This is a genomic window from Stenotrophomonas sp. CFBP 13725, from assembly GCF_014841935.1.
Classification (GTDB): Bacteria; Pseudomonadota; Gammaproteobacteria; order Xanthomonadales; family Xanthomonadaceae; genus Stenotrophomonas.
Map to the genome: position 1 here is coordinate 43,728 of NZ_JACYUV010000006.1, position 14,644 is coordinate 58,371.

Annotated in this window: 16 protein-coding genes; 11 read left to right on the forward strand and 5 right to left on the reverse strand. The window is 60.6% G+C overall.

Features of this window, described 5'->3' with window-relative positions; genetic code table 11:
* Positions 1-53 precede the first annotated feature (53 nt).
* The 4 genes from IFT65_RS11985 (at position 54) to IFT65_RS12000 (ending at position 3,526) form a co-directional block, all read left to right on the forward strand.
* Entirely contained in the window at positions 54-1,175 is a 1,122-nt protein-coding gene (locus tag IFT65_RS11985; RefSeq protein WP_192081619.1) for an alkene reductase, read from the forward strand.
* Positions 1,176-1,215: 40 nt separating this feature from the next.
* Positions 1,216-1,545, forward strand: coding sequence for a thioredoxin (trxA, locus tag IFT65_RS11990; protein ID WP_192081620.1), 330 nt, complete (start codon positions 1,216-1,218; stop codon positions 1,543-1,545).
* Positions 1,546-1,602: 57 nt separating this feature from the next.
* Entirely contained in the window at positions 1,603-1,968 is a 366-nt protein-coding gene (locus IFT65_RS11995) for a thioredoxin family protein (RefSeq protein ID WP_192081621.1), read from the forward strand.
* Positions 1,969-2,083: 115 nt separating this feature from the next.
* Positions 2,084-3,526: a dihydrolipoyl dehydrogenase gene (locus IFT65_RS12000; RefSeq protein ID WP_192081622.1), complete on the forward strand. Its 1,443-nt coding sequence runs from the start codon at positions 2,084-2,086 to the stop codon at positions 3,524-3,526.
* A 345-nt stretch (positions 3,527-3,871) separates the two neighbouring features.
* Here the strand turns inward: IFT65_RS12000 and IFT65_RS12005 are convergent, their stop codons facing one another.
* On the reverse strand, positions 3,872-4,729 hold the full coding sequence (locus tag IFT65_RS12005; RefSeq protein ID WP_192081623.1) for an NAD(P)H-binding protein: 858 nt from the start codon (positions 4,727-4,729) through the stop codon (positions 3,872-3,874).
* 204 nt (positions 4,730-4,933) lie between these two features.
* Here IFT65_RS12005 and IFT65_RS12010 point away from each other — a divergent pair, with 204 nt between their 5' ends.
* Positions 4,934-5,809 (forward strand): AraC family transcriptional regulator, encoded by an 876-nt coding sequence (locus IFT65_RS12010; protein ID WP_192081624.1) that lies wholly within the window; start codon positions 4,934-4,936, stop codon positions 5,807-5,809.
* 76 nt (positions 5,810-5,885) lie between these two features.
* Here IFT65_RS12010 and IFT65_RS12015 read toward each other — a convergent pair whose 3' ends face one another.
* Together IFT65_RS12015 and IFT65_RS12020 are read right to left on the reverse strand one after the other, a co-directional pair.
* Positions 5,886-6,374 carry a cysteine hydrolase family protein gene (locus tag IFT65_RS12015; protein ID WP_192081625.1) on the reverse strand — a complete coding sequence of 163 codons (489 nt, stop codon included), beginning with the start codon at positions 6,372-6,374 and terminating at the stop codon, positions 5,886-5,888.
* Between the two features lie 11 nt (positions 6,375-6,385).
* Complete coding sequence (locus IFT65_RS12020) at positions 6,386-7,255, reverse strand: MBL fold metallo-hydrolase (RefSeq protein ID WP_249405145.1); 870 nt, start codon at positions 7,253-7,255, stop codon at positions 6,386-6,388.
* A 95-nt stretch (positions 7,256-7,350) separates the two neighbouring features.
* Between IFT65_RS12020 and IFT65_RS12025 the strand changes: the two genes are divergently transcribed.
* Positions 7,351-8,334: a helix-turn-helix domain-containing protein gene (locus IFT65_RS12025; RefSeq protein WP_192081626.1), complete on the forward strand. Its 984-nt coding sequence runs from the start codon at positions 7,351-7,353 to the stop codon at positions 8,332-8,334.
* A 144-nt stretch (positions 8,335-8,478) separates the two neighbouring features.
* Here IFT65_RS12025 and IFT65_RS12030 read toward each other — a convergent pair whose 3' ends face one another.
* Both IFT65_RS12030 and IFT65_RS12035 read right to left on the reverse strand, forming a co-directional pair.
* Positions 8,479-8,904, reverse strand: a complete 426-nt coding sequence (locus IFT65_RS12030; RefSeq protein WP_192081627.1) for a YeeE/YedE family protein — start codon at positions 8,902-8,904, stop codon at positions 8,479-8,481.
* Complete coding sequence (locus IFT65_RS12035) at positions 8,901-9,341, reverse strand: YeeE/YedE thiosulfate transporter family protein (protein WP_192081628.1); 441 nt, start codon at positions 9,339-9,341, stop codon at positions 8,901-8,903. Before IFT65_RS12035 ends, IFT65_RS12030 begins: the two co-directional genes overlap by 4 nt.
* 320 nt (positions 9,342-9,661) lie before the next feature.
* Here IFT65_RS12035 and IFT65_RS12040 point away from each other — a divergent pair, with 320 nt between their 5' ends.
* The 5 genes from IFT65_RS12040 (at position 9,662) to IFT65_RS12060 (ending at position 14,628) form a co-directional block, all read left to right on the forward strand.
* Positions 9,662-9,964: a metalloregulator ArsR/SmtB family transcription factor gene (locus tag IFT65_RS12040; RefSeq protein ID WP_076037749.1), complete on the forward strand. Its 303-nt coding sequence runs from the start codon at positions 9,662-9,664 to the stop codon at positions 9,962-9,964.
* A gap of 878 nt (positions 9,965-10,842) precedes the next feature.
* The gene (locus IFT65_RS12045; RefSeq protein WP_192081629.1) at positions 10,843-11,748 is read left to right on the forward strand and encodes a hypothetical protein; all 906 of its coding nucleotides are present in this window, start codon (positions 10,843-10,845) and stop codon (positions 11,746-11,748) included.
* Positions 11,727-12,428 (forward strand): hypothetical protein, encoded by a 702-nt coding sequence (locus IFT65_RS12050; protein WP_192081630.1) that lies wholly within the window; start codon positions 11,727-11,729, stop codon positions 12,426-12,428. The genes IFT65_RS12045 and IFT65_RS12050 overlap by 22 nt, the downstream gene beginning before the upstream one ends.
* Positions 12,429-13,333: 905 nt before the next feature.
* Positions 13,334-13,834: a spore coat U domain-containing protein gene (locus tag IFT65_RS12055; protein ID WP_192081631.1), complete on the forward strand. Its 501-nt coding sequence runs from the start codon at positions 13,334-13,336 to the stop codon at positions 13,832-13,834.
* A 125-nt stretch (positions 13,835-13,959) separates the two neighbouring features.
* Positions 13,960-14,628, forward strand: coding sequence for a fimbria/pilus periplasmic chaperone (locus IFT65_RS12060; protein ID WP_192081632.1), 669 nt, complete (start codon positions 13,960-13,962; stop codon positions 14,626-14,628).
* Positions 14,629-14,644: the final 16 nt, after the last annotated feature.

Genomic DNA, 14,644 nt, shown 5'->3' on the forward strand with positions numbered 1-14,644 from the left:
ATTTGCAACAGCAGCCCCAAATCGAGGCTGTGCTCCCAATCTAGAGGCCCATCATGCGCAAGCTGTTTACCCCCTTCGACCTATCAGGCCTTCAGTTGACCAACCGCGTCGTCATGGCCCCGATGACCCGAACCCGCACGCCGGAGAACACTCCGAGCGAGCTGACTGCGCTCTACTACGGTCAACGCGCCTCTGCCGGTCTAATCATCACGGAGGGCCTTCCGGTTTCCGACGAGGGCCGTGGTTACCTGTATACCCCAGGTCTCTACACCGACGAACAGACCGAAGGCTGGCGTAAAGTCACCGATGCGGTGCATGCCAACGGCGGCAAGATTTTTGCCCAGCTCTGGCACGTCGGTAGGCTGTCGCACGTCTCGCTGCAGCCGGGCAACGTCGCGCCGGTGTCGTCGGGCGACGTGCCGGCGACCACCACGATGGTCTATGCGTGGGTCGAGCCCGGCAAGGAAGGCCCGGTGTTGCCGAGCAAGCCGCGCGCCCTGACCACCGATGAGGTCAAGCGTGTCATTCAGGACTTCGCCTCGTCTGCGCGTCGTGCCATGGATGCGGGCTTCGATGGCGTCGAACTGATGGCCGCCAACGCGTTCTTGTTCGACCAGTTCCTGAGCAGCAAGCTCAATACCCGCACCGACCAGTATGGTGGATCGATCGAGAACCGTCAGCGCCTGCTGCTGGAGACCATCGACGCGGTCGCGGCTGAAATTGGCGGCGAGAAGGTCGGCGTTCGCGTCTCCCCGTTTGGTCGCATCTACGACATGGAGGCCTTCGAAGGTGAAGCCGAAGCTTGGGCAAGCATGGCCTCGGCGCTGAACGAGCGGACCTTGGCGTTCGTGCACTTGAACTACCAGACCACGATCTCGGCAGCGGGCACGCCCGCCGGCTTCGGTGCTGAGTTCCGGAAGGCTTACCAGGGCACGCTGATCGGTGCAGGCGGGTTCACCCAGGAGCTGGCCGAGGCGGAATTGGCCAAGGGCGAGCTCGACCTGATTGCGTTCGGCACCAACTTCATCTCCAACCCTGACCTGGTGGAGCGGATGAAGAACGGCTGGCCGCTGGCAAAGCCTGATCCGTCCACCTTCTACGGCGTGATCGGGGCAAAGGGCTACACCGACTATCCGACCTACGATGGCGCTGGCGCCGACGCAGCAGTCGTCTGATCAACCACCCCGCACGTGCGGGCCACAGATGAGGTGTGACATGGCGACCCGTAGCACAACGACTTTCGACTTCGAGTCCGACGTCCTTGAAAGCAAGACGCCGGTGCTGGTGGACTTCTGGGCCCCGTGGTGCCCACCTTGCCGAGCCATCGCGCCTTCCTTGGAAGAGATATCCGATGAGCTTGAAGGCAAGCTCCAGGTGGTCAAGGTCGATATCGATCAGAACCCGGAATTGGCTCAGCGATTCGGGGTGCGGTCCATCCCCACCTTGAAAGTCTTCGTGGATGGCAAGATCGCCAAGGAGATCGTCGGCGCGATGCCGAAGCAGGCTTTGCACGAGCAGATCGCTCCGTTCGTAAAGGGCGAGTAAGCCACAACCGAGCGGGCGCCCTCTATGGGGCGCCCGCCTAGCAAAGAAGGTGAAGCGATGAACACGTCCGTGCCTTCATGGGCTGGGAAGGTGGAAGAAGTGAACGCCATGGGATTCAACCGCATTGCGCGCTCCACAGCCGATCCTCTTCTGCTCTACATAGGGGCACCATGGTGTCCTCCCTGCAAGACGATGGAGCCTGCATTCGCTGCCACCGCCGAGGCAATGGGCACAAAGGCCCGATTTCTCAAGGTGAATGCAGCGACGGATCCGCAGCTGTTGGACTCGTTGAAGGTCGCTGCTGTGCCGATGCTCCTGATGTATGACGACCAAGGGCGAGAAGTGGGCCGGCTCCTGGGCTCCTTGTCCGCACCGCGTATCGCGCAGTGGGCTCAGAAGCGACTCGATGGCGCACGCCAATAGTCGAGAACCGAATACTCCCAAATGTTCGAATCGGCCGTTCAAAAGTTGAGGCCGATTCAGTCTCCGCCGATCGTGCCCCAGGCCACTGCAATGCACTGGCGAAAAGAGGTCTCAGATGAATCGTGTCAAGGTTGATGTCGCCATCATTGGCGCCGGCAGTGCCGGAATGACAGCCTACCGCGCGGCCAAAGCGCATACCGACAGCATCGTGGTGATTGAAGGTGGCGTCTACGGAACCACCTGTGCGAGGGTTGGCTGCATGCCGAGCAAGCTGCTCATCAGTGCCGCAGATGCTGCTCACATGCTGGCGTTGGCGCCGAGCTTTGGCGTCATGCCTGGAGCAATCAAGGTCGACGGACGGGAAGTAATGGCCCGGGTGCGCCGCGAGCGCGATCGCTTCGTCGGCTTCGTTGTGGAGTCGGTAGAAGCGTGGCCGGAGGAACACCGGCTGTGCGGCAAGGCGACGTTCCTCTCTGCTCATGAGCTTCTGGTCGGACCGTCTATCATCGTCGAAGCTGATCGCATCGTTGTAGCGACAGGGTCCAGTCCCTTCGTTCCGGAGGGATGGCGTGAGACGCTGGGTGACAGGCTTCTTGTGAACGACGACGTTTTTGAGTGGACTGATCTGCCCAGCTCAGTGGCCGTTGTTGGCAGCGGGGTCATCGGCCTTGAGTTAGCACAGGCCCTGCATCGCCTTGGAGTGACGGTTCGCCTTTACGGTCGCAGTCGCTTCATCGGGCCGCTGAGCGACCCAGTAGTTGCGGCGGAGGCTACACGCATCTTCTCTGAAGAAGTTCCTGTGAGCCTGGGCGCAAAGGTCACACCCTCGCTCACCGAGGATGGTCGAGTGTTAGTGGTCTCCGAGAATTCTGAGGGTGTTCGCAGCACCGAGACGTTCGACTTATTGATTGCCGCGACAGGTCGTAAGCCGAACATGCTCGGAATCAGCCTGGACAATGCCGGTATCGGTTTGGACAGCTACGGGTTGCCCATCGTCGACCGCGCTACCGGTCAGAGCACTTGCCCGCACATCTTCGTTGCCGGGGATGCCAATGGGATGGCCGATATCCTTCATGAGGCCGCAGACGACGGCCGCATCGCAGGCGACAACGCGGGCCGCTATCCAAACGTGCGCCCACGCCCGCGCAGGGCGCCTCTGGGGATCGTATTTTCCAACCCCCAGATCACGATGGCGGGCGCTACCTTCCGGCAGTTGACCGAGAGCGGCGCCACGTTTGAGGTTGGAGAGGCATTGTTCGCTGATCAGGGGCGCAGCCGGGTCATGCTGGAGAACCACGGAGTAATCCGTGTCTACGCCGACAGCGCCGCAGGAACCTTCTTGGGTGCGGAGATGGTCGGCCCATCGGCCGAACACATTGGCCACCTGCTGTCATGGAGCATTCAGCGGGGAGATACCGTCCAGCAGATGATCGACAGTCCGTTCTATCACCCGGTCGTCGAGGAGGGAGTGCGGACGGCGTTGCGTCAAATACAGCGCAAGCTGGTCATCCCGCCGCCGGCGCCGGAAAGCTGCTTGGACTGCCTGCCAGGCGCGTAGGTTGGAGTCGCGGTCACAGTAGGGGCGCAAGCAGATCGTTATGGGACCTATACGTGCTGTTAGACATGATTGGGCGAGGATCGCTGTCCAGCGCCCACCGAAGGCGGTATCCATCCCCTGGCTGTGCTGATGGCTTCGGTTCCCAACGTTCGGCACACATTTTGAATATGAATATTGAGGATGTTCGTGCCGGACTCGGTGGCTAACCCGAGAGTTTCTCAACTAATGCTCCGGCAGTGACCCATCTCCCTTCCGTGATAGGGTAAAGCAGTTCGGATCAGCCATAGTTGGCCAAACGCCCACGAGACCGATCAGTCGATCGATGCTCGTGGGCGTCAACGAAGATCAGCCGAGAGTTTCACCAAGCCACTGTTCCACGCTCCTCGGCGCGATACCAAACAACGTCTGCGCACTGGTGTCGTGAGGGATCGTATTGGTCGGACTGCTTTGCAGTGCGCCGTAGAAGGCGGCAATGGCAGCGGACGCAGGACCGATCAGCGGTTCAATCATCGCCCCGAATGCTTGGGGCGTGATGCTCTCAAAGGCGACATCGCGCCCCAGGTGGCGCTGGAAGCCTGTTGCGACATCGTTCCCGATCAGCCCTGGCAGCTGGCCAACCCCCACAACGCCACTGACCGACGTCTGCTCGAAGAGACGCTCAGCAACCTCGGCTACGTCCAAGTGTGAGCTCCAGGACACCGGTTGGTCCGACCGCAGCGGGTACCGCAACACCCCCTCAGTCTGTGTTGGCCCGAAGACCATCGGCAGCAGTAGGTTTTCCAAGTAAAGGCGCGGTGCGACGACGGCATACGAAACGCCGGTGCTGCGAACACCCTCAATCAAGATTGCCATCGCCGAATCAGCCGGGGCCTGCAATGGCGAGTCAGGCTCATCGACAATGATACCGCTGGTGGAGATCACCACCCGCCCGGGCTTGGCCAGGTCAACCGCTCGGGCAATGTTGCGTGCGTAGGTTGCACGGCTGCCCTCGTCTGTCTGAGGCAGGTGAATGAACACCCCATCCGCACCACGGTAAGCCTCAACCAGAGATTCCACGGATGCATTGTCAATGCGAACGGTCTGTGTTGCAGCCAGTGCCTCGGATGCGCGCACTGCACCGACGGCGTTTTTTCCGGCCGCCGAGAGGCGCTTGAGTAGCGGTCCGCCTTGAGCGCCGGAGGCACCATGAATGATATAGGTCATCGTCTTCTTCTTCGTCAGGCCTTGAGGAGGCGGGTGGGCAAGCATCGAATCGCACGCGGGTGAAAGCCAATCTGGGAACGCGGGGTGAAGATGTTATTCTTGGCCAAAGAGCACAGGGTTTCACGGTCAATATGCCCATGTTGATTGTCATTATTGGACAAGAAAGGCAGGATGCCGATGGCTAGGCGAAAGGAGCAGCGCGGCATGGATATCGGGCAGCTGCCCTATCATCCCCAAGCCGGCTATCGGTTCGACTTGGAGATCCTTGCCTTCTCCGAGCTGCGTCGTCGTGCGGGCGCTGAAATGCTCGAGTTGGCGCACCGTTATGAGTTCTACACCCTCGTCGGTGTTACCGAAGGGGCCTGTACTCACCGTATTGATTTCGAATTTGTGCAATGCGCACCCAATACGGTGCTCGCGTTAACGCCGGGGATGGCGCACAGCTTTGGCCCGCCAACCGATTGGGAGGGCTGGATTGTTGCGTTTCGTCCAGAGTTTGCCTGGCCCACGGCCTGCCCAGGTGCGGAAAAGAGTTGCCGCATACTTGAAGGACTGGGGAGCGTGATACGACTGACGGCGAAAGAGATGCGGGTCGTCACCGGATGCATCATGCAGATGCAGGACGACGCAGGCCTCGATGACTCACCGGAAAGCGTGCATGCGTTGCTACGCCATCAGCTCCATACTGCACTGACGCGGATCCGCATGGCAGATGAGCGCGGCGATGGGCGGGTGAAGCTCCCTCGTCCAGCTGGAAGTAGATTCAGAGAGTTCGAGCGATTGGTTGAAGAGAAGCACAGGGATTGGCATCAGGTCTCTAGCTACGCAAAGGCCATGGGATGTGCCGAAAGGACGCTGACGAGAGCGACGCTCGACGCTGCAGGCATGAGCCCCAAGGCTTTCATCGCCGCGCGGCTGGCACTCGAAGCCAAGCGCTTGCTGACGCATACGGAGTTGAAGGTGCTTGAAGTCGCTGAACAACTGTGTTTCAGCGACACCCCTAATTTCATCAAGTTCTTCCAGCGCGAGGTGGGATGTACACCTGCAACCTTCCGTCAACGTCAGACGCAGGCCGCGTAGAAGTATCCATTGGCAGATGCAGTAGGTCCGTTCGCCGTAAGGAGGCGCCTGCATATTGCAGGCGCTCCGGTGCGGCTTAGACGACTTTGCAGCGTCCCGCCAGGCCAGACAACGCGATATCGCTGATCAGCGCCGTTGGCGCAGCGCAGCCTGCGCCGAGGATTGTCACATCAAGCCCAGCTGCCTCGGGCGACAGCGCCGTGTGCGTGATGCAGTGTTGGGTCATCATGCCGACTAGACAAATGTCGGAGACATTCTGGGCGGCCAGGGTTTGGCCCAGCGGTGTGCCAAGAAAGCTGTCGGCTTGCTGTTTCTCGATCACTACGCAGCCGTTCAGTGCCTCAGCGATGGCCGGGTGCAACTCGGCACCCACCGTGCCTTTAGCCAAAAAAGGACCGTCGCTGGGCGTGAAGTGCTGGATACCTATCACCACCTCACCGGCCTGCTTGGCTTGCGCGATGGCGTCCAACGCTGCCGACAAAGCCTGCTCGCTGTTCTCAAGCGTGAGGCGGCCGCCGGGGAAGTAGTCGTTCTGGATATCCACGACAATCAGTGCAGTCTTCATGGTGTGTTCCTTTAAAAAGTGATGGTTTCGCCGTCTTCCGGGATCAGCACGCTGTCCTGGATGGACTTCTCGACGGTGTAACGGCGCAGATCAGCGCGGGAAACGGTCATGTGATTCACCGCATCCATATGCACGGCGACGATCTTTGCCTTAGGGGCCAATGCATGGACACGAGAGGTGTCATCAACGCCCATGATGATGCCGGTGTCGAAACCTTTGACCCGTGCGTCGCCCGTGTTCAACACGATGACATCCGGGGTATAGCGCTTGATCGCATCCTGCACGTCGCCGGTCCAGACGGTGTCACCAGCCAGATAAATGGTCGGTTCACCGGCTTTCTCAAAGACAAAGCCGGTCACACTGCCCAGCAGCGTCGCCAGCGGCTCCACTTTGAACATTGCGGCTGAGCCATGTTGGGCAGCAACACGCGAGATCTTCACGCCACCAAACATTTCGTGGGCCGGAAGAATCCGGACATCTTCAAACCCCTTACCGCGAAGCTGAGCAGCGTCGGCCTCGTTCTGAACGAACATGGTCATCTGACGCGGTATCAGCGTCTCTGCGGCCGGGTCCCAGTGATCCAAGTGGGTGTGGGTCAACAGCACGGCATCCACGTCCTTGAGTACCTGGGCCACATCGAACGGGAGCTCGACAGTCGGGTTGCGCAGTTCGCTGCGATAGGTGTCCGGGAAGCCGGGGTAGGCCCCTTTGGTGGCCAGCATCGGATCAACCAAGAGCACCGTGTCGCCATAGGCGATCTTTGCCGTGGCGTTTCGGATCTGTTGGATAGACGTGGTGCTCGGCGGGTTGCCTGCGGCGTGTGCATTGGTCTGGAGGCCCAGGGCCAGCAGGGTTGCGACGGCGAGTGACATCATTTTCATGGCGCAATCTCTGTGTGAATGTGTAAGACAGAGCTTGACAGTTCCGTGGTGATTGCAATACTGGCCCGCGGGACTAACATCGATTAAATCAGGCCATGATCAACCGTTGCGCGACAGAACCAGTTCACCGCCCTATTGAGGTGGTAGTCGTTGCCCCACGGGGCATCAGCGCCTTTCACCTGTCCGTGCCGTTGATGATCTTCGACATCCACTCGGAGGAGCGCGCCTTGTTCAATGTCCGCGTTGCTGCTGAGGAGCCCTTGGTAACCCTGAGCGGGGGGCAAGTGGGAGTGAGCGCCAGCGGGGGCTTGGAACTGCTGGACGAAGCAGAGGTGGTCATCATTCCAGGATGGGCGGATCTGGGAAATGCGCCCAGCAACGAGTTGAAAAGCAAGCTCATCGCGGCGAATCGTCGTGGGGCGCATGTGGTCGGGCTCTGCTACGGCGCCTACGCATTGGCCTATGCCGGGCTACTGGATGGACGCCTAGCTTCGACCCACTGGCTTGCCGAGGACGACTTTCATAGACGCTTTCCCCGCGTGAAGCTCGACATGAACGCGCTTTATGTTGACGAAGAGCGCGTGGTGACCTCTGCTGGGACCGGTGCGGCGTTGGATTGCTGCATGTATCTGGTCAGGAAGCTCTGCGGTGCGCGGGAGGCCAACAAAATCGCGCGCCTGATGGTCCTGCCACCCCATCGTGAGGGAGGTCAGTCCCAATACATCGAGCAGCCGGTTCCCGCCTCGCCGCAGGATGCTCTGTTGAGCGCGTTGCTCGACCACATGCGTGAGAATCTGCAAGCGGATCAATCGCTCGATGAACTGGCCAGCCGGGTAGCGATGAGCAGGCGGTCGTTCACCCGGCGATTCCATAAAGCCACCGGCATGACAGTGGGCGCTTGGCTGGAAGCCGAGCGCTTGCGCCGAGCAAAGGAGCTGCTTGAATCTACCGATCTATCGATTGAAAAAGTAGCCGAACAATCCGGCTATCGCACGTCCGTGGCGTTCCGACAGAGCTTCAATCGAGCATTCCATATCAGTCCGCGCGGGTGGCGGCGGACGTTCTCACTGGAGAACTAAAGGTTCTGATTCCGGGCTCAGAGTGGCTAAGCCGCGCGATAGCCTGAAAAAGGGGGGGGGAGGGAGGCTTCGCTGCATGGACACTCGCTGGCCTAGGCGCTTCAGCCTTCGGTGGATCCTGTGGTCACAGTCCTGTTGCCATGGTCATTCCTTCGCTAAGCGAGGGCGGTGCAGAAGCCCATGGATAAGCACGCCGGCAACCATCGCAGCTGCGAACACGAGTGCGAACGGTTGACCCGTCGCCAACAGGGCGACTGCCGGGCCAGGACACACGCCCGCCAATCCCCAACCAATGCCGAACACTGCCGCACCGATCACCAGATTGCGATCGATGTCTCGGCGCTGCGGGACATGTAGCGTAGCAGCAAGCACGGGTGCATTACGCGCACGCGCCCATCGATAGGCGATGGCGGAGGGGATCAGCGCGCCGAGCATGACAAGCGCCAGCGAAGGATCCCAAGTGCCCGTGACGTCAAGGAAGGCGAGCACGCGCGCGGGGTTGGCCATGTCTGAAACGATGAGGCCTAGGCCAAACAACGAGCCGCACAGAAAGGCTATCAGTCGGATCATGTCCCGGCTCCTGAGGTCAAGCGCACAAGTGTCACGGTGGCCATTCCCATAAGCATGAAGGCGACGGTCGCAACCATTGAGCGCGGTGAAAGCCTAGCCAAGCCGCAAACACCGTGCCCGCTCGTGCACCCCGAGCCTAGGCGCGTTCCATACCCAACCAGCAATCCGGCCAGAATCAGCAACGGAGTAGCAGAGCTTGAGAGCGAGGGCAGCGAAATGGGTTTGACCGCCAGTGCTACACCCGACGTCACCAACAGTCCCGCCAGGAACAGGGCAGCCAAGGAGCGATCTCCACCTGCCGAAAGGCCGAGGGTATGAGCAATCAGGCCGGAGATGCCGGCGATTCGCCCCGTGAACACCAGGTATGCGCCTGCTGCTGTGCCAATCATCAGGCCGCCGATGAGCGGCCAATACCACGCTAAAGGGGCCAGCATCATGGCAAGTCTACCGGCAGCTTTATAAAGCAAACTCCGGTGTCGTCCCGTCCGAACCGAGGGCCCGCACGCCGGCCGGCGCGCGCGCCGCGCCCGCTGCCAAAAGACCAATTTAATGCAAAATCCGAAACGACAGGGGTGCTCACGATTGGCTCTTACCGAGGAAGAGGGTCATTAAGGTTTCATAGTTGCGTAAACTATGCAACTATGGACGCATCTCTACACCTGATCGGGCCGCCATGCGGCGTTCCGCTAGGCTCTACGGCTTTCTATGGTCTCCGCATGTGAAAAACTCTTCCCTTACCGCCGCTGACCTCGTCGACATGAAGGGGCGGGTCCCAGAAGTCGCAGATCTGTTGCGCTTCATGGCCACGCCGTCGCGCCTGCTGTTGCTCTGTCAGCTATCTCAAGGGGAGTCGACTGTAGGCGGTTTGGAGGAGGCAACCGGCATCCGGCAGCCGGCGCTTTCCCAACAGTTGGCGGAGCTACGGCAGCGGGACCTGGTCACCACCCGGCGTGAGTCTCGGTCGATCTTCTACCGGATGGCGGATCCGCGTGTGGCCGCCCTGTTGACCGCCATGCATGAGATCTTCTGCACCGAAACATCGGCGCCTGAGAGCCGGTAGTCGCATCGAGCTGTTCTGGCAATCAGTGCTCGGGGGCTCTTTGAAGAGCAAGGCGATCATCTGCGTTGCGACACAGTGATTCTGCCAACGAACGCCGGCAAGTTAGCGTCGAGCCGTGGCGCTGCAGCCTACGCAGCAAGCCCAAGACCAGAGGTTCCCCTCCCTGTCGCGGGTGACATCAACGGATGGCTGGATTCCCCCGTCATCGGAGCGATTGCGTCGGTACGATCACATGTAGGGGGAGCCGGGCGTCTCATCCAGGGCGACCGGGCCCGGCTAAAGTGGCGGCATGGAGAACATGGTTTACGTGCCCGCCGCAAAGCGGTCCCATGATCTGGTCTGGGATCGGGTGACTGGTGAGTGCCTTACCCTGGGGGTTTTCATGGAAGGCCGGGACTACGGGGAAGTCGTTCGGGATGGGCGAGTGGCTGCGGAGTTGGAGGTGCTCGACGGCACCCCGCGGTTCGAATGCCCGCACTGCCACGATGCAATGGGCGTTCGCTCCAAAACCATACGTGCGCGAAGCGAGTTCCGCTTCTACTTTGATCATCGGACGGCGCGGCAACGGGAAACGTGCACCGGGCGAAAGGGCCATTCACCCCAAGCCATCTTGGCGCGTAAGTTCGGGCTGTGCAAAGAAGGCGCGCTCCACAAAACACTCAAGCAATGGGTGCGCGACAGCTTGGATACGGATCCGTCGTTTAGCCAGACGGAGTTGGAAAAGCGTTGGTGGGACGTCCATGGTGTTCAATGGCGACAGCCCGACGTCCAGACGCGGCGGGACGGTCAGAAGTGGGCCATTGAGATTCAGCTTTCCACCACATTTGTCCACGTCATCGCGGAGCGGATGCGGCATTACCGGAACAACGGGGGAGCGCATGCTGTGGCTCTTCAAGGACGTGGATCTGGACCAGTTCCGATTGTCCGAAGACGACCTGTTTTTCGCCAACAATCGCAATGCGTTTCGCGTCACCCCCACCACCGTGGCCCGCTTCCAACGCGAGGGCCGCTTCTGTCTCGAAGGCGTTTGGCTGGAGCCCCGTCTGGAGAGCGGCACGATCCGCGACGTGGAGGTGCGAAGGGAGGTTTGCTTTGACGAGCTGATGTTCGACACCTGCAGTCGAGGCATTCCTCGGGCCTACGTCTTCGACTACGACTGGCGCAAAGCCCAGGTGGAGGAAGAGCGGGCGGCTTGGCAGGAGGATCAAGTCTGGGGCCCCCGCCGAGAGGCCTTCGAAACCCCCTATGTGGCCATGCTCCGGGGCGAACTCGCCGACTACAAAGAACGGGATCGCAGATGGGGGGAGTTGCGCCGCTCATTTGCTCTAGTCGGGATCGCGCTGCCGCTCTATGCCAAGGGGAATGGCGACTTGGAGCGCTTGTTGGTGATCGGCTACTCGATCAAGCACGGGCAGGGGCGGCCCATTGGGATTGGCTTTGAGACGCTGGCCGAGTTAGGGCACCATGCCCACAAGGTTTGGCCTAAAAGCCTATGGTTCTACCGCTGCATGCTTCGGGTGCGCGGCCAGTTGAGGACTGTATTGCCGCAGGATCGGACCGCAAAGCTCCAGGACAAAATGAAACGCGTGCTCGCCAGCCTAGCCGAGGGCGAGAGCACGTTCGCGCCTGATCGATCCTGGGACGCGCTCTTGGTCCGCCTATTCCCCGAAGTCGCGCGCTTGTGGGCCGCAGAACCGGGGAAAGTGGCGAAGACCGCATTGACTAAAACCAAGCAAGATCTGAGGGCCGAGGAGACTCCATCATGGAAGACAGCGCATCGTTGAAATTTGAAGACTGGCCAAACGCGGTAGCCTTTGTGCCCTACGTGGGAAGCCGCTATCTAGAGGGATTTGGCGGGCGCCGTGTGCTGCTGTTAGGCGAGTCCCACTACCGCGAAGACGGGTGGACCGACGACCCCGCCCTCACTCGCCCCTTCACCCGCAAGACGTTCGGTGACATGGAGACCTGCGAGCGAAAGGGCGGGGGAAAGTTCTTCGACGAGTTGGATCGTTTGCTGACGAGCAAGGGCACACCGGCGCTTTCCGATGCAGCGCAGGCTTGGGAGCGCGTCGCCTTCTGCAATCTTTCACAACGTTTCGTTGGCACCGCAGCAGGGCATCGCCCGTCGGGTTCTGACTTCAAGGATGGCGGGAAAGTTCTGGTATACGCGATTCTTCCGATCCTCAAGCCAGAGGTGATTCTGGTGCTGGGGCGGACGGCATGGCGCATGTTCGCGCACGGTGATCGCGCCCATCAGCCCGTCTTCCACGCGCGCCACGTCAACTCAGAAGGGCGCCGGCGGCGCTACTTGGAGGAGCGGCATGTATGGTCGCTTGATTACGGCAATGGTATGGCGTGGATGACTTGGGTTTACCACCCCTCGTGGAACGTGGATCGCTGGGAGGACCGGGCCGCAGCGTTGCGGCACCTGCTGGGGTGTCCACACGACTGGCCCGTGGCATGACTGAGAATCCCCCGAGAAGCGGGGTTTGGGCATGGGAAAACAATGACTTGGTTGCATACGCTGCCGCGGCCATGACCGCTACATGCGCCAGCGCATTGCCCGTATGGATCGGCTCACCTTCAACGCCTGATGACTGGAGAAAGGGCGTCCCTGGTGGGCGCTCGATGTCACGGCGCACCGCCGCCTAGCCCGTGGATCCACCGCGGCCACCATTTTCCCTTCGCCAGCTGACGTTGCACCAACGTTCGATAGTCAGTAGCTGAGGGTGCAGGCGCAGCCCGTTTGTGCCGGCGGTGGTTGCAAGCCGCGTGAGCCGCCACGACGTTGCCTACCACGTCTTTCCCGCCGTCCTGGCGAGCTACGAGGTGCTCGGCCGTACATCGGAGCGGGCCAGCAGAGCGTGGTCGAAGCGCCAGCTCATCTGGAGAGGAATGCCACATCGCCAGACCGCAGTAGTAGCAGCGGCCGGACTGAGACTTAAAGGCATTGGCGCGAAGGGATTTGAGGCGTTTGTTGCTCATATAGGGCTCCGGAATCAAAAAAGATTCCCGTGCCTCCTATAGGAGAACCTCGGGCACCCGGAGCCTATTGGCTATGCGGGCACAACACCGGCGCTTCTGCGACCGGCACCGGCTTTATAGCGTGGGGCGGGAATGCGCGCAACCGGTGACCGTCAGGACGATCGCGAGGCGACGGCGAGTAACGTTTTGCCGAGGGCCCAGAGGCCGCCACCATTCCCATCTACAAGCGATTGGGTGGCTTGGGAGAGGTGCCGGCCGAGAATCAGTCGGGTGTCAGCACCGTTAAAAATCGACCCCTTGCGCATTCCGCTTTTTGAAGTAGATCTAAAGGGAAGGCTACAACGGCCCTTTCGCTCTACCCACAAACCAACGGAGGTTTAATCAATGCGCAAGTCCCTACCCATTCTCACCCTCGCCCTGGCAGCCTCCCTGGCTTCTTGGTCCGTCGCCGCTGACGACCTCACCGAAGACCTCACGGTGTCAGCGACCTTCCGCAACGAGTGCTTCCTGCAGGTCAATGACATCGGTGGAGGCGAATACGGTGGCCTGAGCACTGGCACCCAAGGCTTCTCAAATGGTGCTCTGCTCGTCCGCTGCAACGCCGGGACGGCTTACAGCATCGTGCCGGGAGATGGCACCAACTACGGCCAAGCCGTGGGCGAGCCCAACAAGCGTGCCGTCTCCGATGGTGCAGGCAACTTCGTTGCCTACGGGTTGTTCAAAGATCCAGGTGCAACTCAAACGTGGGGCGCGGGTGCGGATTTAATAGAAGGGGTGGGGAACGGTGAGCTCTTGCAACTCGGCGTGGGCTACGCGTTTTACAACATCAGCAAAGTCCCCGGTGGCGACTACTCGGACACCGTATCCGTCACCCTGACCTTCTGACCCGTATAGCGAGTTAGCAAGGTGCAACGAGGCCCCCGAGTAATCGGGGGCTTTCGTTTATGTGTGGGTTGACAAACACAAATGTTTTGGTTGGATCAAAGGAGGTGTTTTGTCTGGGAGGACTTATGATTCGTTCGCTGCTGTTGTGTGCTGCTTTGCTCTCGTTGCCAAGTGCTGTTTTCGCGAGCAGCATCTCGTTGTCGCCGACGTCCATTGTTTCCCGTTCGCAAGAAAAGTCGGCTGCGTTGGTTTTGGAAAACAGAGGGGACGGCACCGAGCGTTACCAGGTTTCGGTTTACGCTTGGTCGCAAACCCCGGACGGCCACGACGTTGCGGTGCCGACGCAAGACCTGATGGCGGCGCCTTCGGTTATCGAGATCCCGGCGAGATCCAAACGTGCCGTCCGGGTGCTCCGCGTTCGAGAGCAGGGTTCGCAGACGTATTACCGCTTGCTGCTGCGCCAGCTCCCATCTGCTCAACCAGCCAACGCGCCCAACGGCCGCATGAGGTTGCTGGTCAACCAAGACCTGCCTGTCGCATTTGAGAACTCCAACGCCGGTGAGCCCGTGCTGAGTGCACGCTTCACGGCGCAGGGCGTGCTGCTGTCGAACGCCAGCGCTATCGCAGCCCGTTTGACCACCCTTGGCCCGGAGGGCCAAGCGAGCTGGCGCGAAGGCGCGTTGGGGTGGGTGTTGCCCGGCCAGAGCAAGCTCGTTTTGCTCAAGCCCGGCCTCCGCGCCACTTCCCTCTCGATCACGGTCAACGGCAAGCCCGTCACCGTTCAAGCGAACTGAGACCCTCATGCGGAGC